The sequence below is a fragment of the Pseudomonas zhanjiangensis genome, assembly GCF_041027545.1.
GTDB classification, from domain to species: Bacteria; Pseudomonadota; Gammaproteobacteria; order Pseudomonadales; family Pseudomonadaceae; genus Aquipseudomonas; species Aquipseudomonas zhanjiangensis.
Genome location: NZ_JBFTEG010000010.1, coordinates 105833 through 125734, shown reverse-complemented (window position 1 = coordinate 125734; position 19902 = coordinate 105833). Strand labels below are relative to the sequence as shown.

The window sequence follows — 19902 nt, the reverse complement described above, 5'->3', positions numbered from 1 at the left end:
CGTTCGGCGGCGCCTTAGCATCGGGTTTCCGTCATTTTTCAGGGAAGCCCCAATGTCTGTGATCGACCTGCGCAGCGATACTGTCACCCAGCCCACCGCCGGCATGCGCGAGGCCATGCTGAACGCCGAGTTGGGCGATGACGTCTATGGCGAGGACCCCACGGTCAACCGCCTGGAACAGTATCTGGCCGCCGAGCTGGGTTTCGCCGCCGGCCTGTTCGTGCCCACCGGCACCATGAGCAACCTGCTCGGGCTGATGGCCCACTGCGAGCGTGGCGATGAGTACATCGTCGGCCAGCAGGCGCACACCTACAAGTACGAAGGCGGCGGCGCCGCAGTACTCGGTTCCATCCAGCCGCAACCGCTGGACATGGAGGACGACGGCTCCCTTGACCTGGCGCGAGTCGCTGCGGCGATCAAGCAGGACGACTTTCATTTCGCCCGCACCCGGTTGCTGGCGCTGGAAAACACCATGCAGGGCAAGGTGCTGCCGCAGGCCTATCTGGCTGCGGCGCGCGAGCTGACCCGCCAGCACGGGCTGGCCCTGCACCTGGATGGCGCGCGCCTGTACAACGCGGCGGTCAAGCTGGGCGTCGCGGCGCGGGAGATCACTCAGCACTTCGATTCGGTATCGGTGTGTCTGTCCAAAGGGCTCGGCGCCCCGGTTGGTTCGGTGCTGTGCGGCAGCGCCGCGCTGATCGGCAAGGCGCGACGCCTGCGCAAGATGGTCGGTGGCGGCATGCGCCAGGCCGGGGTGCTGGCCGCCGCCGGCCTGTATGCGCTCGAGCATCAGGTGGCGCGCCTGGCGCAGGACCATGCCCACGCCGAACGCCTGGCCGCCGGGCTGAAGCAACTGGGCTTCGATGTCGAGCCGGTGCAGACCAATATGGTCTATGTCCAGGTGGGTGAGCGGGCCGCTGCGCTCAAGGCGTTCTGCGCCGAGCGCGGGATCAAGCTGACGGCCGCTCCGCGCTTGCGCATGGTCACTCATCTGGATGTCGCGACCGGCGAGATCGACCGGGTGGTCGAGGCATTTGCGGCATTTAACAAGCTGTAGGCGCTGTCGGGCTACCCTATAGCCGTTCACTATCGATAAAGGCACTAGCCGCCACTGTCAGGCCCGATATAATGCGGCCCTTTGCCGGCTTTGCCGTGGCCGCCTGTTTCCGTGGATGACCCTATGAAAAGCGCAGAAATCCGTGAAGCCTTTTTGAGCTTCTTCGAAGAGAAGGGGCACACCCGTGTCGCTTCCAGTTCCCTGATTCCGGGCAACGATCCGACCCTGCTGTTCACCAACGCGGGCATGAACCAGTTCAAGGACTGCTTTCTCGGCCTGGAAAAACGCGCCTACACCCGCGCCACTACCAGCCAGAAATGCGTGCGCGCCGGCGGCAAGCACAACGATCTGGAAAACGTCGGCTACACCGCGCGTCACCACACCTTCTTCGAGATGCTCGGCAACTTCAGCTTCGGCGACTACTTCAAGCGCGATGCGATCCACTTCGCCTGGGAGTTCCTGACCGCCGAGAAATGGCTGGGCCTGCCCAAGGACAAGCTGTGGGTCACCGTCTACGCCAGCGATGACGAGGCCTACGGGATCTGGACCGAAGAGGTCGGCGTGCCCCACGAGCGCATGGTCCGGATTGGTGACAACAAGGGCGCGCCCTATGCCTCCGACAACTTCTGGGCGATGGGCGATACCGGCCCGTGCGGCCCCTGCACCGAGATCTTCTTCGATCACGGCCCGGAGATCTGGGGCGGCCCGCCCGGCAGCCCGGACGAAGACGGTGACCGCTACATCGAGATCTGGAACAACGTGTTCATGCAGTTCAACCGCACCGCGGACGGCGTCATGCACCCGCTACCGGCGCCGAGCGTGGATACCGGCATGGGCCTGGAACGGATCAGTGCAGTGCTCCAGCACGTGCATTCCAACTACGAGATCGATCTGTTCCAGAGCCTGCTGGCCGCCGCAGCCGAAGCCATCGGCTGCGCCAACGACGACGAACCGTCGCTGAAGGTGGTGGCCGACCACATCCGCTCCTGCAGCTTCCTGATCGCCGATGGGGTCACCCCGTCCAACGAGGGGCGTGGTTACGTGCTGCGCCGGATCATTCGCCGCGCCTGCCGGCACGGCAACAAGCTGGGGGCCAAGGGCAGCTTCTTCTACCGCATCGTCGCCGCGCTGGTGGCCGAGATGGGCGAGGCCTTCCCCGAGCTCAAGCAGCAGCAGGCGCATATCGAGCGTGTGCTCAAGGGCGAGGAAGAGCAGTTCGCTAAGACTCTGGAACAGGGCCTGAAGATCCTCGAGCAGGACCTAGTCGGCCTCAAGGGCAAGATGATCCCCGGCGAGACCCTGTTCAAGCTGTACGACACCTACGGCTTTCCGGTCGACCTGACCGGCGACATCGCCCGCGAGCGTGGCCTGAGCATCGACGAGGCCGGCTTCGAGCGCGAAATGGAAGGCCAGCGCGAGCGTGCCCGCTCGGCCAGCGCCTTCGGCATGGATTACAACAGCCTGGTCAAGGTCGACAGCGACACCCGCTTCCTCGGCTACGAGGGCACCAGTGGCAAGGGCCAGGTCATCGCGCTATTTCGCGATGGCCAGGCCGTCGAGCGCCTGGCCGAAGGCGAAGAAGGCGTCGTGGTGCTCGACCAGACGCCGTTCTACGCCGAGTCCGGCGGCCAGGTCGGCGATTGCGGCTATCTCGAAGCCGCCGGCGTGCGCTTCGACGTGCGCGATACCACCAAGGCCGGTGGCGCCTTCCTGCATCACGGCATCGTGGCTGGCGGCGACCTCGAGGTCGGTGCTGCGATCGCGGCGCAGGTCGATGCCGGCGTGCGCCAGGCCACTGCGCTGAATCACTCGGCGACCCACCTGTTGCACTCTGCCCTGCGCCTGGTGCTGGGCGAGCATGTGCAGCAAAAGGGCTCGCTGGTCGACAGCCAGCGCCTGCGCTTCGACTTCAGCCATTTCGAGGCGGTGACCCCGGCCCAGCTCAAGGCCCTGGAGGACATCGTCAACACCGAGATCCGCAAGAACAGCGCGGTGGAAACCGAAGAAACCGACATCGATACCGCCAAGGCCAAGGGCGCGGCGGCGCTGTTCGGCGAGAAGTACGGTGACCGTGTGCGCATGTTGACCATGGGCGGCGGCTTCTCGGTGGAGCTGTGTGGCGGTACCCACGTAGCGCGCACCGGTGACATCGGTCTGTTCAAGATCACCAGCGAAGGTGGTGTGGCTGCCGGTGTGCGGCGTATCGAGGCGGTCACTGGCGCCGCGGCCTTGGCCTATCTCAACGGCGCGGAAGAGCAGCTGAAGGAAGCCGCGGCGCTGGTCAAGGGCAATCGCGACAACCTGCTGGACAAGCTGGTCGGGGTGATCGAACGCAATCGCCAGCTGGAAAAGGAGCTCGAGCAGCTCAAGGCCAAGGCCGCCAGTGCCGCCGGCAACGATCTGGCCGGCTCGGCCGTCGAGGTCAAGGGCATCAAGGTGCTCGCCGCGCGTCTCGACGGCCTGGATGGCAAGGCCCTGCTGGCGATGGTCGATCAGTTGAAGAACAAGCTCGGCAGCGCGGTGATCCTGCTCGGCGGCGTGCAGGACGACAAGGTCGTGCTGGTCGCCGGCGTCACCCAGGACCTCACCGCCAAGCTCAAGGCCGGCGAGCTGATGAAGCAGGCTGCCGCGGCAGTCGGCGGCAAGGGAGGCGGCCGTCCGGATATGGCGCAGGGGGGCGGCAGCGAGGCCGGCAAGCTGGAGGAGGCGCTGGGCCTGGCCCAGCAATTCGTCTCGCAGGGGCTGTAGGCGCCGGTTCGCCGGCATCTCGGTCAAGGCCCGGAGCACGCCCGGCGGGCCTTGGCAGTCGACAGTGTTGAATGTTTAATGGGCGCCCTTCACGGGCTGAGGCGGCTTTGAAATGGCTTTGATCGTACAGAAATTCGGGGGCACCTCCGTTGGCACCGTTGAGCGCATTCAGCAGGTGGCCGAGAAGGTCAAGAAGTTCCGCGAGAACGGCGACGATATCGTCGTGGTGGTATCCGCCATGAGCGGAGAAACCAATCGCCTGATCGACCTGGCCAGGCAGGTCAGTGACGATCAGCCGGTGCCGCGCGAGCTGGATGTCATGGTTTCCACCGGCGAGCAGGTGACTATCGCCCTGCTGGCCATGGCGCTGATCAAGCGCGGCGTGCCGGCGGTGTCCTACACCGGCAATCAGGTGCGCATTCTCACCGACAGCGCGCACAACAAGGCGCGCATTCTGCAGATCGATGACCAGAAGCTGCGGGCCGACCTCAAGGCCGGTCGCGTGGTGGTGGTCGCCGGTTTCCAGGGCGTCGATGAGCACGGCAATATCACTACCCTGGGTCGCGGCGGCTCCGACACCACGGGCGTGGCCCTGGCGGCGGCGCTGAAGGCCGACGAGTGCCAGATCTACACCGACGTCGACGGGGTCTATACCACCGACCCGCGCGTGGTGCCGCAGGCCCAGCGCCTGGAGAAGATCACCTTCGAAGAGATGCTGGAAATGGCCAGCCTGGGTTCCAAGGTGCTGCAGATTCGCTCGGTGGAGTTCGCCGGCAAGTACAACGTCCCGCTGCGCGTGCTGCACAGCTTCCAAGAGGGGCCGGGCACCCTCATTACCCTTGATGAAGAGGAAACCATGGAACAGCCGATCATCTCCGGCATCGCCTTCAATCGCGACGAAGCCAAGCTGACTATCCGTGGCGTGCCGGACATCCCGGGCGTGGCCTTCAAGATTCTCGGCCCGATCAGTGCCACCAATATCGAGGTCGACATGATCGTGCAGAATGTCGCGCACGATAACACCACCGACTTCACCTTCACCGTGCACCGCAACGACTACCAGAGCGCCTACCAGGTGCTGGAAAACACCGCGCGCGAGCTGGGTGCCCGCGAGGTGATCGGTGACATCAAGATCGCCAAGGTGTCCATCGTCGGTGTCGGCATGCGTTCGCACGCCGGTGTTGCCAGTCGCATGTTCGAGGCGCTGGCCAAGGAAAACATCAATATCCAGATGATCTCGACTTCGGAAATCAAAGTCTCCGTGGTCATCGAGGAGAAATACCTGGAATTGGCGGTGCGCGCCCTGCATACCGCTTTCGAGTTGGATGCCCCGGCCCGACAGGGCGAGTAAGGCATTACCCAGAAGGCGCGGCTCAGTCCGCGCCTTTTGTCATTTTTGGCGAGGGTGGGCGGGGCTTTCTTTCTGCCCACACTGGTCAATACTTGGGTGAAGGTTCCGCTTGAGTTGTACGGGGCTGCCACCATTTTACTTTTGCAGACTGTTGTCCTGTATTGAAATCCGTGAGGAGAAAGGAATGCTGATTCTAACTCGCCGGGTCGGAGAGACCCTGATGGTGGGTGACGAGGTCACTGTCACCGTGTTGGGTGTGAAGGGTAATCAGGTGCGCATCGGCGTTAACGCGCCGAAGGAAGTAGCCGTGCACCGGGAGGAAATTTACCAGCGCATCCAGAAAGAGAAAGACGAAGAACCAAGCCACTAATTTTTATCTAATTTTTGGCTTTGCAAGCGGGGTAAAGATGGGTATCATGCGCCCCGTGTTGCGGAGAGGTGGCCGAGTGGCCGAAGGCGCTCCCCTGCTAAGGGAGTACATCTCAAAAGGGTGTCGGGGGTTCGAATCCCCCCTTCTCCGCCATTATTTGCATTGCAAGGCGATAAATCTGAGCTAGCCAGTAAGTTGTTGAATTTATTGGATAAAAGCTTGATTGTTGAGTATCGATCCTTATAATGCGCACGCACAGTGCACTCATAGCTCAGCTGGATAGAGTACCCGGCTACGAACCGGGCGGTCGGAGGTTCGAATCCTCCTGAGTGCGCCATATTTGAAGTGGCTGCAGTGATGCGGTTTCCTTCATTTCAACCAGCGGTGATCTGGTCTAAAAGCGCCATACGCACTCATAGCTCAGCTGGATAGAGTACCCGGCTACGAACCGGGCGGTCGGAGGTTCGAATCCTCCTGAGTGCGCCATATAGAAGGGCCTGCAGCGATGCAGGCCCTTTTTCTTTGCTTGCGTTTCAGCGTTTGCCTTTGACGCAGCCAGCTTCGTCGAAGCTGACTTGGCGTGTGTTGCCGCGGCGGTCGCGGTAGTGATAGCGCATCTGACCGTTGTGGCTGCTGATCTTGTCGGGTGTGCCCAGGCTGCTTTCCACGTCGGCTCGGGTCATGCCGCTGCGAATCCGCTGCTTGATCATCGCCGTGCGTCGGGTGCTGCCGGTGACGCGATTGCCGCAGCCGTCCTGCTGTTCGCCGACCACTATAGGTTCATCCTTTCTCGGGTTCGCGGCCGGCGCGCGGGCGGTGCGGCCGGTTTCTGCCAGGGGAACGGGCCTGCCGCTGCCGGGTGTCGGGTTGTCGACGTCTTCCAGGTATTGTTCCTGCTCAGCCGGGCAGCCCTGGAGTGTGTAGGTGGTGTGGCCGTTGCGGTCTTCGCAGCGATAGACAGTTGTGGCCTGTGCCAGGCAGGGGCTCAGCAGCAAGGCACAGATGGTGGCGCAGTAGGCTGTATGCATCGACGCGTCCTCCTTGACAGTCGCTCACTGAGAGTAGCGGAAAGCTTTTGCCGCGCCAGGGTGCCTCGCGCCCGATCTCCGGCGTCGCACAAGCAGATGCGCGAAAGGTTCGCGGGTATGTGGTCCAAGCGCTTGTTCTTGCCGGCTTTTGTCGCGTGCAAAGCAATGCTGCGGTGTTATTATCGGCGGCGTCAGCTCCGCCGGGGCTTGTGGACTACCACCATGGACTTACCCAGTAGTTGTTTCGATTCTCGTTTGTGCAATCGCGTATTGACTGATTGACCCTCTTTGGCGTGCGCCGCCGCTGGGGGTGGAGCGCGCCATGACTGAAGTAGACGCCAAGAAACCGCAAGAAAGCCTGCAGGATCGCCTGGCTCAGGTGGTCGATCTGCTGCACAGGCACAAGCTGGTCGAAGACCTGACTCATCGTCAGGAGGGCCAGCATCCCGACCGGGTAGAGAGCCTGGTGCACCGGCAGAATCTGGTCGAGTTGCAGCGCAGGCTCGAGGATCTGCACCCCGCCGACATTGCCCACATCCTCGAGGCACTGCCGCTGGATGACCGTCTGACCGTCTGGCAGTTGGTCAAGGCCGAGCGTGATGGCGACATCCTGCTGGAAGTCTCCGACGCGGTGCGCGAGACCCTGATCGCCGACATGGACGACCACGAGATACTCGCGGCGGCCAAGGAGATGGATGCCGACGAGCTGGCGGACCTGGCCTCCGAGTTGCCTCGCGATGTAGTCCACGAGCTGATGGAAAGCCTCGACGCCCAGCAGCGTGAGCGGGTGCGTTCGGCGCTGTCCTACGAGGAGGAGCAGGTCGGCGCGCTGATGGACTTCGAGATGGTCACCATTCGCGAAGACGTCAGTCTCGAGGTGGTGCTGCGCTATCTGCGCCGTCTCAAGGAGTTGCCGGGCCATACCGACAAGCTGTTCGTGGTCGACTATGACGGTGTGCTCAAGGGGGTGCTGCCGGTCAAGCGCCTGCTGGTCAATGATCCGGACAAGCTGGTCAGCGAGGTAATGGCCACCGATCCGGTGAGCTTCCATCCCGACGAGGATGCCTACGATGCGGCCCAGGCCTTCGAGCGCTACGACCTCATTTCCGCGCCGGTGGTGGACAAGAACGGCAAGCTGATCGGCCGTTTGACCATCGACGAGATGGTCGACCTGATTCGTGAGGAAAGCGAAAGCGAAGTGCTGAACATGGCGGGGCTGCGCGAGGAGGAGGACATATTCGCCTCGGTGTGGAAGTCGCTGCGCAATCGCTGGGCCTGGCTGGCGATCAATCTGATCACCGCGTTTCTCGCCTCGCGGGTGATCGGGGTGTTCGAGGATTCCATCGAGAAACTGGTGGCGCTGGCGGCACTGATGCCGATAGTCGCCGGTATTGGCGGCAATTCGGGTAATCAGACCATCACCATGATCGTCCGCGCCATGGCCCTGGATCAGGTCAGCACCGGCAACACCTCGCGACTGATTCGCAAGGAACTGGGGGTTTCCCTGATCAATGGGCTGGTCTGGGGTGGGGTGATCGGGGCGGTAGCCTATGCGCTCTACGGCAGCTGGTCGCTGGGGGTGGTGATGACGGCCGCGATGACCCTCAACCTGCTGCTCGCGGCATTGATGGGGGTGCTGATTCCCATGACCCTGATGCGCATGGGGCGCGATCCCGCCATGGGGGCCAGTGTCATGATTACCGCAGTCACCGACAGCGGAGGCTTCTTCATCTTTCTCGGACTGGCCTCGATCTTCCTGCTTTGACGCTGGCAGGGCGAGCTTTTCCGCTGGTTTGGGCGGTGGTTTTTCTGCGACTTTCCGCTGTCGCCATATTGACCGAAATTGTCGCCAAAGCCCCCTTCGGGTTTGCTTCAAACGCTCGTTTTAAGCTAAGGTGCGCCAGCTTTGCCCGGCGACTTTCGGGCCCCTTCTCCGTTTAAGAATATGCGACTGCCGAGTCGCGCCAATAAGGAGTCATCATGACCCCCAGCCAACTCTTGCTCGAGGGTGTCGATCTCATGCTGATGGGCATGGGGTCAGTCTTTTTCTTCCTGGCTCTTCTGATTCTTGCGATTCGATTGATGGCGCGACTGCTCGAACGCATTGTGCCGGCGGCTCCTGTGCGTGCTTCTGCCTCGCCTGCGCCAGCCAAGGCGGTGGTGCCTCAGCCCGATGCCGACGTACTGGCTGCCATTCAATTGGCCATTCACCAACACCGCGCCCGCCGCGGCTGATTCCGGTTTGTCAGGGAGTTTCCGTATGACTGCTACACACAAAGCACTCGGTATCACCGATGTGGTGTTGCGCGATGCGCACCAATCCATCCTGGCCACCCGCGTGCGCCTGGAAGACATGCTGCCGATCGCGCCCAAGCTCGATCAGGTTGGCTTCTGGTCGGTGGAGTCCTGGGGCGGCGCGACTTTTGATGCCTGCATCCGTTACCTGGGCGAAGATCCTTGGGAGCGCATTCGCGCGTTGAAGAAGGCCATGCCCAACACCCGCCAGCAGATGCTGCTGCGCGGGCAGAACCTGCTGGGCTACCGGCATTACGCCGACGACGTGGTGGAGAAGTTCGTCGAGCGGGCCGCGATCAATGGCGTTGACGTGTTCCGCGTATTCGACGCGATGAACGATCCGCGCAACCTGCAGACTGCGCTGCAGGCCGTCAAGCGCCAGGGCAAGCACGCCCAGGGCACCATTTCCTATACCACCAGCCCGGTGCATACCCTGGAGATGTGGGTCGATCTGGCCAAGCAGATCGAAGACATGGGCGCCGATTCCATCGCCATCAAGGACATGGCCGGCATTCTCAACCCCTATGTCGCCTTCGAGCTGGTGTCACGCCTGAAGGCCAGCCTGGCGATTCCGGTTCACATGCAGTGCCATGCCACTGCCGGGCTCTCCACGGCGGCGATCCTCAAGGCTGTGGAGGCGGGCATCGACAACGTCGACACCGCGATTTCCTCGCTGTCGATGACCTATGGCCATTCGCCGACCGAATCGGTGGTGGCGATCTTCCAGGGTTCCGAGCGCGACACCGGCTTGAACCTGGAGCTGCTCGAAGAAATTGCCGCCTACTTCCGTGAAGTGCGGAAGAAGTACGCCAAGTTCGAGGGCAATCTCAAGGGCGTCGATTCCCGCATCCTGGTGGCCCAGGTGCCGGGCGGCATGCTCACCAACATGGAAAGCCAGCTCAAGGAGCAGGGCGCCCAGGACAAGTTCGACCAGGTGCTGGCCGAGATTCCGCGGGTGCGCGAGGACCTGGGCTTCATTCCGCTGGTGACCCCGACTTCGCAGATCGTCGGTACCCAGGCCGTGATCAACGTGCTGACCGGCGAGCGTTACAAGTCGATCACCAAGGAGACCGCAGGCGTGCTCAAGGGCGAGTACGGCGCGGCGCCAGCCCCTTTCAATGCCGAGTTGCAGGCGCGAGTGCTGGATGGCGCCGAAGCCATTACCTGTCGTCCGGCCGACCTGCTCGACGCCGAGATGGACAAGCTCAGCGCCGAACTCAAGGGCATTGCCCAGGAGAAAGGCATCAAGCTGGCCAAGGATGAAATCGATGACGTCCTGACCTATGCCCTGTTCCCGCAGATTGGCCTGAAGTTCCTGGAGAACCGTGGCAACCCGGCGGCCTTCGAGCCGGCACCGACCGGCAATGAATTGCCGGCCCGCGAGGCGGGCAAGCCCGAGGTCTATACCGTCGAGGTTGCTGGCAAGTCGTTTGTCGTGCAGGTCAATGAAGGTGGCGATATCGAGGGCATCAAGCCCGTTGGTGGCGTTGCCGCCGCGGGCCCGGCTGCGGCGGCTGCCGTACCGGCGGGCGGTGGAGAACCACAGTCGGCGCCACTGGCCGGCAACATCTTCAAGGTGCTGGTGCGGGCCGGTGAAACGGTTGAGGAGGGTCAGCTGGTGATCATCCTCGAGGCCATGAAGATGGAGACCGAGATTCGCGCCTTCAAGGCCGGTGTCGTCGGTGATGTCAACGTCAAGGTCGGTGATTCGGTGGCGGTGGGCGAAAGCCTGCTGACCATCGGTTAAGGGGCGGCGTAATGGATAAGCTCCTGAAACTCTGGCAGAGCACGGGTCTTTATCACCTGGAGCCGGGCCAGGCCCTGATGATGGTGGTTTGCCTGGCTCTGATCTATCTGGCGATCCGCAAGGGCTTCGAGCCCTTGTTGCTGATCCCGATCGGCTTCGGTGGTGTGCTGGCCAATATTCCGGTGGCCGGCATGGCGGAGGGGGCCGGTATTCTCCACCTCTTCTATGAGGTGGGGTTGCCGACCAGCGTGTTCCCGCTGCTGATTTTCATGGGCGTCGGTGCCATGACCGACTTCGGTCCTATGCTGGCCAACCCCAAGACCCTGTTTTTGGGTGCGGCGGCGCAGTTCGGCATCTTCGCCACCCTGATCGGTGCGCTGGCAATCGCCGCCATGGGCATACCCGGCATGGAGTTCACCCTGCGCGAGGCTGCCTCGATCGCCATCATCGGCGGCGCCGATGGGCCGACCTCGATCTTCGTGACCGCCAAGCTCGCGCCTCACCTGTTGGGCCCGATTGCGGTGGCGGCCTATTCCTACATGGCGCTGGTGCCATTGATTCAGCCGCCGATCATGCGTGCGCTGACCACCAAGGAAGAGCGGGCCATCGTCATGCAGCAGCTGCGGCATGTCAGCCAGGTCGAGAAGATCGTCTTCCCGTTGGTTCTCTGCCTGCTGGTCGGCTTGTTGCTGCCGGATGCCGCGCCGCTGGTGGGCATGTTCGCTTTCGGCAATCTGCTGCGTGAGGCCGGAGCGGTCGAGCGTCTGGCCGATACCTCGCGCAATGCGCTGATCAATATCGTGACCATCTGCCTGGGCTTGACGGTGGGTTCCAAGCTGTCGGCCGAGTCCTTCCTGCAGCTCAAGACCCTGGGCATCCTGATGCTGGGGATGGTGGCGTTCTGCGGTGGTACCGCGGCGGGTGTGCTGATGGCCAAGGTGATGAACCTGTTCAGCAAGAACAAGATCAATCCGCTGATCGGTTCGGCGGGGGTGTCGGCGGTGCCGATGGCCGCGCGGGTATCGAACAAGGTCGGCCTGGAAGCCAATCCGCAGAACTTCCTGCTGATGCACGCCATGGGGCCGAACGTGGCCGGGGTGATCGGCTCGGCGGTAGCGGCGGGGGTGTTGCTCAACTTCGTCGGCTAGACACCTAGGCAAAAAAGGCCGCCCTTCGAGGCGGCCTTTTTTATTTGCGGGTCACGAAAAAGCCGGCCCTGGAGCCGGTTTTTCTAGCTGCCAGCTTCAGGCTTCTTCAGTGGCCATCTCAACGTCGTGGGCGATCAGGGCGACCAGGGCGTTCTGCTGGCGACGAGACAGCTGGCGAAAACGCTGCAGCAGTTCGCGTTCGTGCAGGGACAGCTCGGGGCTGTCCAGGCGCAGGCTCGGCTCGTCATCCAGGGCGCCTTCCTGGAGCATGCTCTGCTCGAGGCGGGCGATGATCTCGGAGTTCATGCTGCGGTGGTGGTTGCGAGCAACCTCGGCGATGCGTTCGCGCATGCCATCGGGCAAGCGAACGACAAACTTGTCAGCCGTGCGGCTGGAATAGATAGCCTGTTTCATAGGGCGCATACATTAAACCGGTTAGTTCAGGGAAACGATGCTGGCGGTGAGCCATGTGATTGTCACCGGTTTGACAATCATTAGCACTAACCGTTCACCAGAATCGCCATTTGCGTCTATATGACCCTGTAGTCTCTCAGCGGTTATTTGACGCCAATCTCATGACATATTCTCGTCCGAATGGCGGCGCTTTGCCAGTACCTGTGATCGGAAATGCGAGCTGTTGAACAAAAAGCAGGCATCGCCATCGGCACGTCAAGCAGGTAACCGTCACCCAAGCGTCATGGTCCATTAACGGGGCTGACACAGTAGCTGCCTATCTTGGTCTACACCAGATGGCCGTCGCGTGTCGCCATCCAACCGTTGATACAGGGAGCATCCCATGAGCGAGGCGATTCGGGTCAACAGCCTGAACAAGACATTCGGTCGCAAGCAGGCCTTGTACGATCTGGCTCTCTCCGTCCTGCCCGGTGAAATGGTCGCCCTGATCGGCGCGTCCGGCTCAGGTAAATCCACCCTCTTGCGCCATCTGGCCGGCCTGGCCTGTTGTGACCGCAGCGGCGGTGGCGACATCGAGGTGCTCGGTCGTCAGGTCCAGGCCCAGGGCCGGCTCAACGGCGACGTGCGGCGCCTGCGTGCCGACATCGGCTATATCTTCCAGCAATTCAACCTGGTGGGTCGTTTGAGCGTAGCGCAAAACGTCCTGCTTGGCTGTCTGGGCCGCATGCCGCGCTGGCGTGGCAGCTTCGGTCTGTTCAGCGCCGAGGAGAAACAGCGGGCCATGCAGGCGCTGGAACGGGTCGGCCTGGCCGAGTTGGCCTCGCAGCGCGCCTCGACGCTGTCGGGAGGGCAGCAGCAGCGGGTGGCCATCGCCCGTGCCCTGTGCCAGCGCGCCGAGGTGATCCTGGCCGACGAGCCCATCGCCTCGCTGGATCCGGAGTCGGCGCGCAAGGTCATGGAGATTCTCGCCGAGATCAACCGCGAAGACGGCAAGACCGTGGTGGTCACCCTGCATCAAGTCGACTACGCCATGCGCTATTGCCCGCGAGCCGTGGCCCTCAAGGGCGGGCGCGTGCATTTCGACGGGGCGACCGCCGGGCTCGATTCGGCATGGCTCAACGACCTCTATGGCGGCGATCTCGATACCAGCCTGCTGCTTGCCGATCCGCCTCGTCGACCGCGCAGTGCGCCTGTCCCGCTGGTCCTGGCCAAGGCCTGACCTGAGCTTTCCATTCCCATTTCCACTACGCCAACCCGCAACAGGAGTGCTTTGCATGTTCAAACGCATCAGCCATGTTCTCGCCGCCTCCGCGCTGCTTACCGGCTCCTTGCTGGGCAGCGCCCAGGCCGTCGAGCCGGAAATCAACTTCGGCATCATCTCCACCGAGTCGTCGCAGAACCTCAAGACCCTGTGGGACCCCTTCCTGGCCGACATGAGCCAGCAGACCGGCCTGAAGATCAAGGCCTTCTTCGCCCCCGACTACGCCGGGATCATCCAGGGCATGCGCTTCGACAAGGTCGATGTGGCCTGGTACGGCAACAAGGCCGCCATGGAGGCGGTGGATCGCGCCGGCGGCGAGATCTTCGCCCAGACCGTTGCCGCCAATGGCAGCCAGGGCTACTACAGCCTGATGGTGGCGCACAAGGACAGCCCAATCGACTCGATCGAGGACATGCTGAAGAACGCCAAGAACCTGACCTTCGCCAACGGTGACCCGAACTCCACCTCCGGCTACCTGGTACCGGGCTATTACGTGTTTGCCAAGAACAACGTCGATGCCAACCAGGCGTTCAAGCGTGCGCTCAATGGCAGCCACGAAGTCAACGCGCTGTCGGTGGCCAACAAGCAGATCGACGTCGGCACCTTCAACAGCGAAGGCATGGAGCGCCTGCAGGTCACCGCGCCGGACAAGGCGGCGCAGCTCAAGGTGATCTGGCAGTCGCCGCTGATTCCGTCCGACCCGATGGTCTGGCGCAAGAACCTCGACGAGGGCACCAAGGCAAAGCTGCGCACCTTCTTCATGACCTACGGCGCCAAGCCGCAGGAGAAGAAGGTTCTGGCCGACTTGCAGTGGGGCCAGTTCCGCGCCTCGGATGACGACCAGCTGCTGCCGATTCGCCAGCTCGAGCTGTTCAAGCAGCGTACCGAGGTGATCAACAACGCCAAGCTCTCCGATGCCGACAAGCAGGCCAAGCTCAAGGCCCTGGATGAGCAGCTGGCCAAGCTGGAGAAGCGCATGGCCGAACTCGACCAGCAGGACGCCGCCAGCGCCAGCTGAGTCGCCATGCCCCTCCCCGTGCCGGGGGAGGGGTTCTCCTCTGCGTTAAACCCGCTGCCGCTGCCGAGACCTTATGACTACTTTGACTTCTGCCGCCCCGCCCGAATCCGCCAAGCGTCCCTGGTCGCAGCTGATCGGCTGGGGGCTGCTGTTCGCCGTGCTCGCCTGGTCCTGGCAGGGCGCCGAGATGAACCCGCTGGCGCTGATTCGCGACTCGGGCAACATGGCGACCTTCGCCGCCGACTTCTTTCCGCCGGACTTCAGCCACTGGGAGCTGTACCTCAAGGAGATGATCGTCACCGTGCAGATCGCCCTGTGGGGCACGGTGCTGGCGATCCTCTGCGCCATTCCGCTGGGCATGCTCTGTGCGGAGAACATCGTGCCCTGGTGGGTCTACCAGCCGGTGCGACGGGTGATGGATGCCTGCCGGTCGATCAACGAGATGGTGTTCGCCATGCTCTTCGTGGTGGCCGTGGGCCTGGGCCCCTTCGCCGGGGTGCTGGCGCTGTTCGTCGGTACCACCGGGGTGCTCGCCAAGCTGTTCGCCGAGGCGGTGGAGGCCATCGACCCGGGACCGGTCGAAGGGGTGCGCGCCACCGGGGCCAGTGCCTTGCAGGAAGTCGTCTACGGCGTGGTGCCCCAGGTGCTGCCGCTGTGGATCTCCTACGCGCTGTATCGCTTCGAATCCAATGTGCGCTCGGCCACCGTGGTCGGCATGGTCGGCGCCGGCGGCATCGGGGTGATTCTCTGGGAGGCGATCCGCGGCTTCCAGTTCGCCCAGACCTGCGCCCTGCTGATCGTGATCATCCTGGTGGTGAGCCTGATCGACATTCTCTCGCAGCGCCTGCGCAAACTCTTCATCTGACCGGAGCGAGGTGCCCGTGGGCACCTCTTTTAAGCCATGAACTTGTCTAGACAAAGCGAACCCCTGTACCGCGAGCTGGCCGCAGTGCTGCGCGACGAGCTGCGCCAGTTACGTCCGGGCGACTACCTGCCGGGCGAACTGCAGCTGGCGGCGCGCTTCTCGGTCAATCGCCACACCCTGCGCCGCGCGGTGGACGAACTGGTGCTCGAAGGGCGCCTGCTGCGCCAGCAGGGCAAGGGGACCCGGGTGCTGGCTGCGCCGCTGATCTATCCGGTGGCCGCGGGCAGCGCCTACAGCGAGTCGCTGTCGGCGCTGGGCGTGCGGGTCGAGGCGCAGTTGCTCGAGCGCCGCCGGCGCCCGGCCAGCCAGGAGGAGCGCCAGCAGCTGAAGCTGGCGGAGGGGGACGACGTGATCGAGCTGGACACCCTGCGCCTGCTCGACGGCCAGCCGGTGAGCCTGATCCGCCATCGCTTCTGCGTCACCCAGGCGGCGCGGCTCAACGACTACCGCGGCGGCTCGCTGCGCCAGTACCTGGCCGGCCAGGGCCTGCCGCTGACCCGCAGCCACAGCCTGATCGGCGCACGCCTGCCCAGTCGCGACGAGGCGGGCCGCCTGCTGATGCCCCGGCACGCGCCACTGCTGACTGTGCTGACCCTTTCCCGCGACCCGGCTGGGCGCCCGGTGGAGCTGTCGCTGTCGCTCAGCCGCGCCGACCGTTTCCAGTACCAGGTCGCCCCCTGATCCTGATGGAGAACCCCTGCATGCACGACAACCCGCAAATTGCCACGCGCCAGCGCTGGATGGGAGTGCTCGCCCGCGCCGGCGCCGAGCTGGCGCGCTACGAGAGCGCCCTGAAAGAGACCGACTACCAGTTGATCCGTGCCCCCGAGGTCGGCATGAGCCTGGTGCGCGGGCGCATGGGTGGCAGCGGCGCCGCCTTCAACCTTGGCGAGATGACGGTCACCCGCTGCGTGGTGCGCCTGGTCGACGGCCGGACCGGTTACAGCTACGTGGCCGGCCGCGACAAGCGCCATGCCGAACTGGCCGCGCTGGCCGACGCGCACCTGCAGGGCCGCCAGCAGCGTGACTGGCTCGAGCGGCTGATCGAGCCGCTGGCCGCCGCCCAGCGTGCGCGCCGTGCGGCCAAGGCGGCTGAAACCGCCACCACCCAGGTGGAATTCTTCACCCTGGTCAGAGGAGAGGACTGATGGACCTGTTGCACAGCTCCGCCTGGCTCCAGCCAGCGTTCAACGACCCGGTGCTCGACGCCCAGGTCAGCTTCCGCGCCGCCCTCAAGGCCCTCGCCGAACCCGGTCTGGCCCAGCCGCTGGACCGCGCCCTGGCGCTGCAGACCCTGCAGCCGGCGACCTATGCCCTGTGCCTGGCGTTTCTCGATGCGGATACGCCGCTGTGGCTGGCGCCGCGTTTCGACACCCCGGCAATCCGCGCCAACCTGACCTTTCACTGCGGCTGTCCGATCGTCGCCGAGCGCGAGCTGGCGTTGTTTGCCCTGCTCGACGAGGGTGAGCTGCACGACCTGAGCGACTTCGACAACGGCAGCGAGCGCTACCCGGACCAGTCCTGCACCCTGCTGGTCCAGCTTGCGGCCCTGGACGGCGGCGCGCCGCTGCGTTGGCGCGGGCCGGGGATCAAGGACGTGCGCAGCGTCAGCCTGCCACTGGCGAACCGCTTCTGGCAGCAGCGCAGTGCGCGCAGTGCCTTTCCCCGCGGGCTGGATGCCTTCTTCGCCGCCGGTGTCCAGGTGATCGGCCTGCCGCGCAGCACCCGAGTGCTGATCGATGCAGAGGAGGCTGCCTGATGTATGTCGCCGTCAAGGGTGGCGAACGCGCCATCGACAATGCCCATCTGCTGCTGGCCAAGAAGCGCCGCGGCGATACCGCGATTCCCGAGCTGAGCGTCGAGCAGGTGCGCCAGCAGATGCCCCTGGCCGTAGCCCGGGTGATGGCAGAGGGCTCGCTGTACGACGAACAACTGGCCGCCCTGGCCATCAAACAGGCCGCTGGTGATCTGATGGAGGCGATCTTCCTGCTGCGTGCCTACCGCACCACGCTGCCGCGCTTCGCCGCCAGCCTGCCGCTGGAGACCGCGCAGATGCAGCTGAGCCGGCGCATCTCTGCGACCTTCAAGGACCTGCCCGGCGGTCAGCTGCTCGGCCCGACCTTCGACTACAGCCATCGCCTGCTGGATTTCGCCCTGCTCGCCGAAGGCCGGCAGCCGGGGCCAGAGGTCGATGAAGCGGCCAAGCTCGCGCCCTGTCCGCGCGTGCTCGACCTGCTCGCCGATGAGGGGCTGCTGGCCCGCGAGCCCGAGAGCGCGGCGGCGGTGGCCGACATCACTCGCGAGCCGCTGGATTTTCCGGCCAGCCGCGCCCAGCGCCTGCAGGCCCTGGCCCGTGGCGACGAAGGCTTCCTGCTGGCGCTGGGCTATTCGACCCAGCGCGGCTACGGGCGCAACCACCCCTTCGCCGGCGAGATCCGTATCGGTGAGCTGGCGGTGTGGATCGAACCCGAGGAGCTCGGCTTCGCCGTGCCACTCGGCGACATCGAGGTCAGCGAGTGCGAGATGGTCAACCAATTCGTCGGCGGCAAGGGCCTCGAGGCGCAGTTCACCCGTGGCTACGGCCTGGCCTTCGGCTACGCCGAGCGCAAGGCCATGGGCATGGCCCTGGTCGACCGCGCGCTGAGGGCCGGCGAGTACGCCGAGGAGGTGGAAGGCCCGGCGCAGCAGGAGGAATTCGTGCTGATGCACTGCGACAACGTCGAGGCGGGAGGCTTCGTCTCGCACCTGAAGCTGCCGCACTACGTCGACTTCCAGTCCGAGCTGGAGCTGATTCGCAAGCTGCGCGCGCAGGACGCCAGCGAGGAGCAATGCCCATGACCGCTTATGCACAAGGGCCCGCGGCACGCCGCGAGGCCGACTACAACTTCGCCTACCTGGACGAACAGAGCAAGCGCATGATCCGCCGCGGCCTGCTCAAGGCCGTGGCCATCCCCGGCTACCAGGTGCCTTTCGGCGGTCGCGAGATGCCGCTGCCCTATGGCTGGGGCACCGGCGGCATGCAGCTGACCGCCGCCATCCTCGGGCCGGATGACCTGCTCAAGGTGATCGACCAGGGCGCCGACGACACCACCAACGCGGTGTCGATCCGCCGCTTCTTCGCCCGCACCGCCGGGGTCGCCACCACCACGCAAACAACGCAAGCGACTGTGATCCAGACCCGCCACCGGATCCCGGAGACGCCGCTGTCCAGCACCCAGATCATGGTCTACCAGGTGCCGATCCCCGAGCCGCTGCGCTTCATCGAGCCGTCTGAGACCGAGACCCGCACCATGCACGCCCTTGGCGACTACGGGGTGATGCACGTCAAGCTGTACGAGGACATCGCCACCTTCGGCCATATCGCCACCAGCTACGCCTACCCGGTGACGGTGGATGAGCGCTACCTGATGGATCCCTCGCCGATCCCCAAGTTCGACAACCCCAAGCTGCACATGAGTCCGGCGCTGATGCTGTTCGGCGCCGGCCGCGAGAAGCGCCTGTACGCCGTGCCGCCCTATACCCGGGTGGTCAGCCTGGACTTCGTCGACCATCCCTTCGCCGTGCAGCAGTGGCAGGAGTGCTGCGCCTTCTGTGGCAGCCGCGATTCCTACCTGGACGAGCTGATCGTCGACGACGCCGGCAGCAAGCGCTTCGTCTGCTCCGACACCGACTACTGCCTGCAGCGTCGCGAACCCACCGCCAGCCAACCGGAGGCCCGCCCATGAGCGCCGCCATAAACCTGCTGCCGCGCAGCGAACCGGCCCAGCCGCTGTTCTCGGTGCGCGACCTGACGCGCCTGTACGGCCCTGAAAAGGGCTGCCAGGGCGTGTCCTTCGACCTCTACCCGGGCGAGGTGCTGGGCATCGTCGGCGAATCGGGCTCGGGCAAGTCGACCCTGCTTGGCCTGTTGTCCGGGCGCTGCCCGCCGGACCGCGGCGCGGTCGGTTACCGCGACCAGCAGGGGCGCTGGCTCGACCTCTACGCCACCAGCGAGGCGCAGCGGCGCACCCTGTTGCGTACCGAGTGGGGCTTCGTCGAGCAGAACCCGCGTGACGGCCTGCGCATGGGCGTGTCGGCCGGGGCCAATATCGGCGAGCGGCTGATGGCCCAGGGCGTGCGCCACTACGGCGAGCTGCGCCAGGCCGGGCTCGACTGGCTGCGCCAGGTGGAGATCGACCCGGCACGCATCGACGACCTGCCGCGCACCTTCTCCGGCGGCATGCAGCAGCGCCTGCAGATCGCCCGCAACCTGGTCTCCAGCCCGCGCCTGGTGTTCATGGACGAGCCGACCGGCGGGCTGGATGTATCGGTGCAGGCACGCCTGCTCGACCTGCTGCGCGGGCTGGTGCGCGAGCTCGACCTGGCGGTGGTGATCGTTACCCACGACCTGGCGGTGGCCCGACTGCTCGCCGACCGGCTGATGGTGATGCGCCGCTCCCATGTGGTCGAGGCCGGCCTGACCGACCAGATCCTCGACGACCCGCAGCACCCCTATTCGCAGCTGCTGGTGTCGTCGGTGCTGCAGCCATGAGGACGCAAC

At 64.4% G+C, this 19902-nt stretch carries 19 protein-coding genes and 3 tRNA genes; 20 read left to right on the top strand and 2 right to left on the bottom strand.

Features of this window, described 5'->3' with window-relative positions:
- Positions 1–52: 52 nt before the first annotated feature.
- The 7 genes from ltaE (at position 53) to AB5S05_RS13745 (ending at position 6012) form a co-directional block, all read left to right on the top strand.
- The gene (gene ltaE / locus AB5S05_RS13775; protein WP_369288096.1) at positions 53–1057 is read left to right on the top strand and encodes a low-specificity L-threonine aldolase; all 1005 of its coding nucleotides are present in this window, start codon (positions 53–55) and stop codon (positions 1055–1057) included.
- A gap of 123 nt (positions 1058–1180) precedes the next feature.
- Positions 1181–3805, top strand: coding sequence for an alanine--tRNA ligase (gene alaS, locus AB5S05_RS13770; protein WP_369288095.1), 2625 nt, complete (start codon positions 1181–1183; stop codon positions 3803–3805).
- A gap of 112 nt (positions 3806–3917) precedes the next feature.
- The gene (locus AB5S05_RS13765; protein ID WP_369288094.1) at positions 3918–5156 is read left to right on the top strand and encodes an aspartate kinase; all 1239 of its coding nucleotides are present in this window, start codon (positions 3918–3920) and stop codon (positions 5154–5156) included.
- Between the two features lie 184 nt (positions 5157–5340).
- Positions 5341–5526 (top strand): carbon storage regulator CsrA, encoded by a 186-nt coding sequence (gene csrA / locus AB5S05_RS13760; RefSeq protein WP_010490393.1) that lies wholly within the window; start codon positions 5341–5343, stop codon positions 5524–5526.
- Positions 5527–5588: 62 nt separating this feature from the next.
- Positions 5589–5679, top strand: a tRNA-Ser gene (locus tag AB5S05_RS13755).
- A gap of 107 nt (positions 5680–5786) precedes the next feature.
- Positions 5787–5863: transfer RNA gene (locus AB5S05_RS13750), tRNA-Arg, on the top strand.
- A gap of 72 nt (positions 5864–5935) precedes the next feature.
- Positions 5936–6012: transfer RNA gene (locus AB5S05_RS13745), tRNA-Arg, on the top strand.
- 47 nt (positions 6013–6059) lie between these two features.
- On the opposite strand, the gene AB5S05_RS13740 is transcribed toward AB5S05_RS13745, so the two are convergent.
- Entirely contained in the window at positions 6060–6554 is a 495-nt protein-coding gene (locus tag AB5S05_RS13740) for a DUF4124 domain-containing protein (protein ID WP_369288093.1), read from the bottom strand.
- 322 nt (positions 6555–6876) lie between these two features.
- On the opposite strand from AB5S05_RS13740, the gene mgtE reads away from it, so the two are divergent.
- From mgtE to AB5S05_RS13720, 4 genes are all read left to right on the top strand, one after another.
- The gene (mgtE, locus tag AB5S05_RS13735; protein WP_369288092.1) at positions 6877–8319 is read left to right on the top strand and encodes a magnesium transporter; all 1443 of its coding nucleotides are present in this window, start codon (positions 6877–6879) and stop codon (positions 8317–8319) included.
- A 215-nt stretch (positions 8320–8534) separates the two neighbouring features.
- A complete protein-coding gene (locus tag AB5S05_RS13730) occupies positions 8535–8789 on the top strand; it encodes an OadG family protein (protein ID WP_369288091.1) in 255 nt (84 codons plus the stop codon).
- A 25-nt stretch (positions 8790–8814) separates the two neighbouring features.
- Positions 8815–10596, top strand: coding sequence for a sodium-extruding oxaloacetate decarboxylase subunit alpha (gene oadA, locus AB5S05_RS13725; protein ID WP_369288090.1), 1782 nt, complete (start codon positions 8815–8817; stop codon positions 10594–10596).
- An 11-nt stretch (positions 10597–10607) separates the two neighbouring features.
- Positions 10608–11744, top strand: coding sequence for a sodium ion-translocating decarboxylase subunit beta (locus tag AB5S05_RS13720; RefSeq protein ID WP_369288089.1), 1137 nt, complete (start codon positions 10608–10610; stop codon positions 11742–11744).
- 96 nt (positions 11745–11840) lie between these two features.
- Here AB5S05_RS13720 and AB5S05_RS13715 read toward each other — a convergent pair whose 3' ends face one another.
- Positions 11841–12167: an Arc family DNA-binding protein gene (locus tag AB5S05_RS13715; RefSeq protein ID WP_369288088.1), complete on the bottom strand. Its 327-nt coding sequence runs from the start codon at positions 12165–12167 to the stop codon at positions 11841–11843.
- Positions 12168–12540: 373 nt separating this feature from the next.
- Here AB5S05_RS13715 and phnC point away from each other — a divergent pair, with 373 nt between their 5' ends.
- From phnC to phnK, 9 genes are all read left to right on the top strand, one after another.
- The gene (phnC, locus tag AB5S05_RS13710; protein ID WP_369288087.1) at positions 12541–13377 is read left to right on the top strand and encodes a phosphonate ABC transporter ATP-binding protein; all 837 of its coding nucleotides are present in this window, start codon (positions 12541–12543) and stop codon (positions 13375–13377) included.
- Positions 13378–13432: 55 nt separating this feature from the next.
- The gene (gene phnD / locus AB5S05_RS13705; RefSeq protein ID WP_369288086.1) at positions 13433–14437 is read left to right on the top strand and encodes a phosphonate ABC transporter substrate-binding protein; all 1005 of its coding nucleotides are present in this window, start codon (positions 13433–13435) and stop codon (positions 14435–14437) included.
- A 73-nt stretch (positions 14438–14510) separates the two neighbouring features.
- Entirely contained in the window at positions 14511–15302 is a 792-nt protein-coding gene (gene phnE / locus AB5S05_RS13700) for a phosphonate ABC transporter, permease protein PhnE (protein WP_369288085.1), read from the top strand.
- Between the two features lie 36 nt (positions 15303–15338).
- The gene (phnF, locus tag AB5S05_RS13695) at positions 15339–16043 is read left to right on the top strand and encodes a phosphonate metabolism transcriptional regulator PhnF (RefSeq protein WP_369288084.1); all 705 of its coding nucleotides are present in this window, start codon (positions 15339–15341) and stop codon (positions 16041–16043) included.
- A 20-nt stretch (positions 16044–16063) separates the two neighbouring features.
- The gene (gene phnG, locus AB5S05_RS13690; protein WP_369288083.1) at positions 16064–16510 is read left to right on the top strand and encodes a phosphonate C-P lyase system protein PhnG; all 447 of its coding nucleotides are present in this window, start codon (positions 16064–16066) and stop codon (positions 16508–16510) included.
- Entirely contained in the window at positions 16510–17121 is a 612-nt protein-coding gene (phnH, locus tag AB5S05_RS13685; protein WP_369288082.1) for a phosphonate C-P lyase system protein PhnH, read from the top strand. Before phnG ends, phnH begins: the two co-directional genes overlap by 1 nt.
- Positions 17121–18200: a carbon-phosphorus lyase complex subunit gene (locus AB5S05_RS13680; protein WP_369288081.1), complete on the top strand. Its 1080-nt coding sequence runs from the start codon at positions 17121–17123 to the stop codon at positions 18198–18200. Before phnH ends, AB5S05_RS13680 begins: the two co-directional genes overlap by 1 nt.
- Entirely contained in the window at positions 18197–19087 is an 891-nt protein-coding gene (locus tag AB5S05_RS13675; RefSeq protein WP_369288080.1) for an alpha-D-ribose 1-methylphosphonate 5-phosphate C-P-lyase PhnJ, read from the top strand. Before AB5S05_RS13680 ends, AB5S05_RS13675 begins: the two co-directional genes overlap by 4 nt.
- Complete coding sequence (gene phnK, locus AB5S05_RS13670) at positions 19084–19893, top strand: phosphonate C-P lyase system protein PhnK (protein ID WP_369288079.1); 810 nt, start codon at positions 19084–19086, stop codon at positions 19891–19893. Before AB5S05_RS13675 ends, phnK begins: the two co-directional genes overlap by 4 nt.
- Positions 19894–19902 lie beyond the last annotated feature (9 nt).

Bases quoted from the DNA above. Each gene is read 5' to 3' on its own strand.
- ltaE (WP_369288096.1), top strand. From the start codon at position 53: ATGTCTGTGATCGACCTGCGCAGCGATACTGTCACCCAGCCCACCGCC.
- alaS (WP_369288095.1), top strand. From the start codon at position 1,181: ATGAAAAGCGCAGAAATCCGTGAAGCCTTTTTGAGCTTCTTCGAAGAG.
- AB5S05_RS13765 (WP_369288094.1), top strand. From the start codon at position 3,918: ATGGCTTTGATCGTACAGAAATTCGGGGGCACCTCCGTTGGCACCGTT.
- csrA (WP_010490393.1), top strand. From the start codon at position 5,341: ATGCTGATTCTAACTCGCCGGGTCGGAGAGACCCTGATGGTGGGTGAC.
- AB5S05_RS13740 (WP_369288093.1), bottom strand. From the start codon at position 6,554: ATGCATACAGCCTACTGCGCCACCATCTGTGCCTTGCTGCTGAGCCCC.
- mgtE (WP_369288092.1), top strand. From the start codon at position 6,877: ATGACTGAAGTAGACGCCAAGAAACCGCAAGAAAGCCTGCAGGATCGC.
- AB5S05_RS13730 (WP_369288091.1), top strand. From the start codon at position 8,535: ATGACCCCCAGCCAACTCTTGCTCGAGGGTGTCGATCTCATGCTGATG.
- oadA (WP_369288090.1), top strand. From the start codon at position 8,815: ATGACTGCTACACACAAAGCACTCGGTATCACCGATGTGGTGTTGCGC.
- AB5S05_RS13720 (WP_369288089.1), top strand. From the start codon at position 10,608: ATGGATAAGCTCCTGAAACTCTGGCAGAGCACGGGTCTTTATCACCTG.
- AB5S05_RS13715 (WP_369288088.1), bottom strand. From the start codon at position 12,167: ATGCGCCCTATGAAACAGGCTATCTATTCCAGCCGCACGGCTGACAAG.
- phnC (WP_369288087.1), top strand. From the start codon at position 12,541: ATGAGCGAGGCGATTCGGGTCAACAGCCTGAACAAGACATTCGGTCGC.
- phnD (WP_369288086.1), top strand. From the start codon at position 13,433: ATGTTCAAACGCATCAGCCATGTTCTCGCCGCCTCCGCGCTGCTTACC.
- phnE (WP_369288085.1), top strand. From the start codon at position 14,511: ATGACTACTTTGACTTCTGCCGCCCCGCCCGAATCCGCCAAGCGTCCC.
- phnF (WP_369288084.1), top strand. From the start codon at position 15,339: ATGAACTTGTCTAGACAAAGCGAACCCCTGTACCGCGAGCTGGCCGCA.
- phnG (WP_369288083.1), top strand. From the start codon at position 16,064: ATGCACGACAACCCGCAAATTGCCACGCGCCAGCGCTGGATGGGAGTG.
- phnH (WP_369288082.1), top strand. From the start codon at position 16,510: ATGGACCTGTTGCACAGCTCCGCCTGGCTCCAGCCAGCGTTCAACGAC.
- AB5S05_RS13680 (WP_369288081.1), top strand. From the start codon at position 17,121: ATGTATGTCGCCGTCAAGGGTGGCGAACGCGCCATCGACAATGCCCAT.
- AB5S05_RS13675 (WP_369288080.1), top strand. From the start codon at position 18,197: ATGACCGCTTATGCACAAGGGCCCGCGGCACGCCGCGAGGCCGACTAC.
- phnK (WP_369288079.1), top strand. From the start codon at position 19,084: ATGAGCGCCGCCATAAACCTGCTGCCGCGCAGCGAACCGGCCCAGCCG.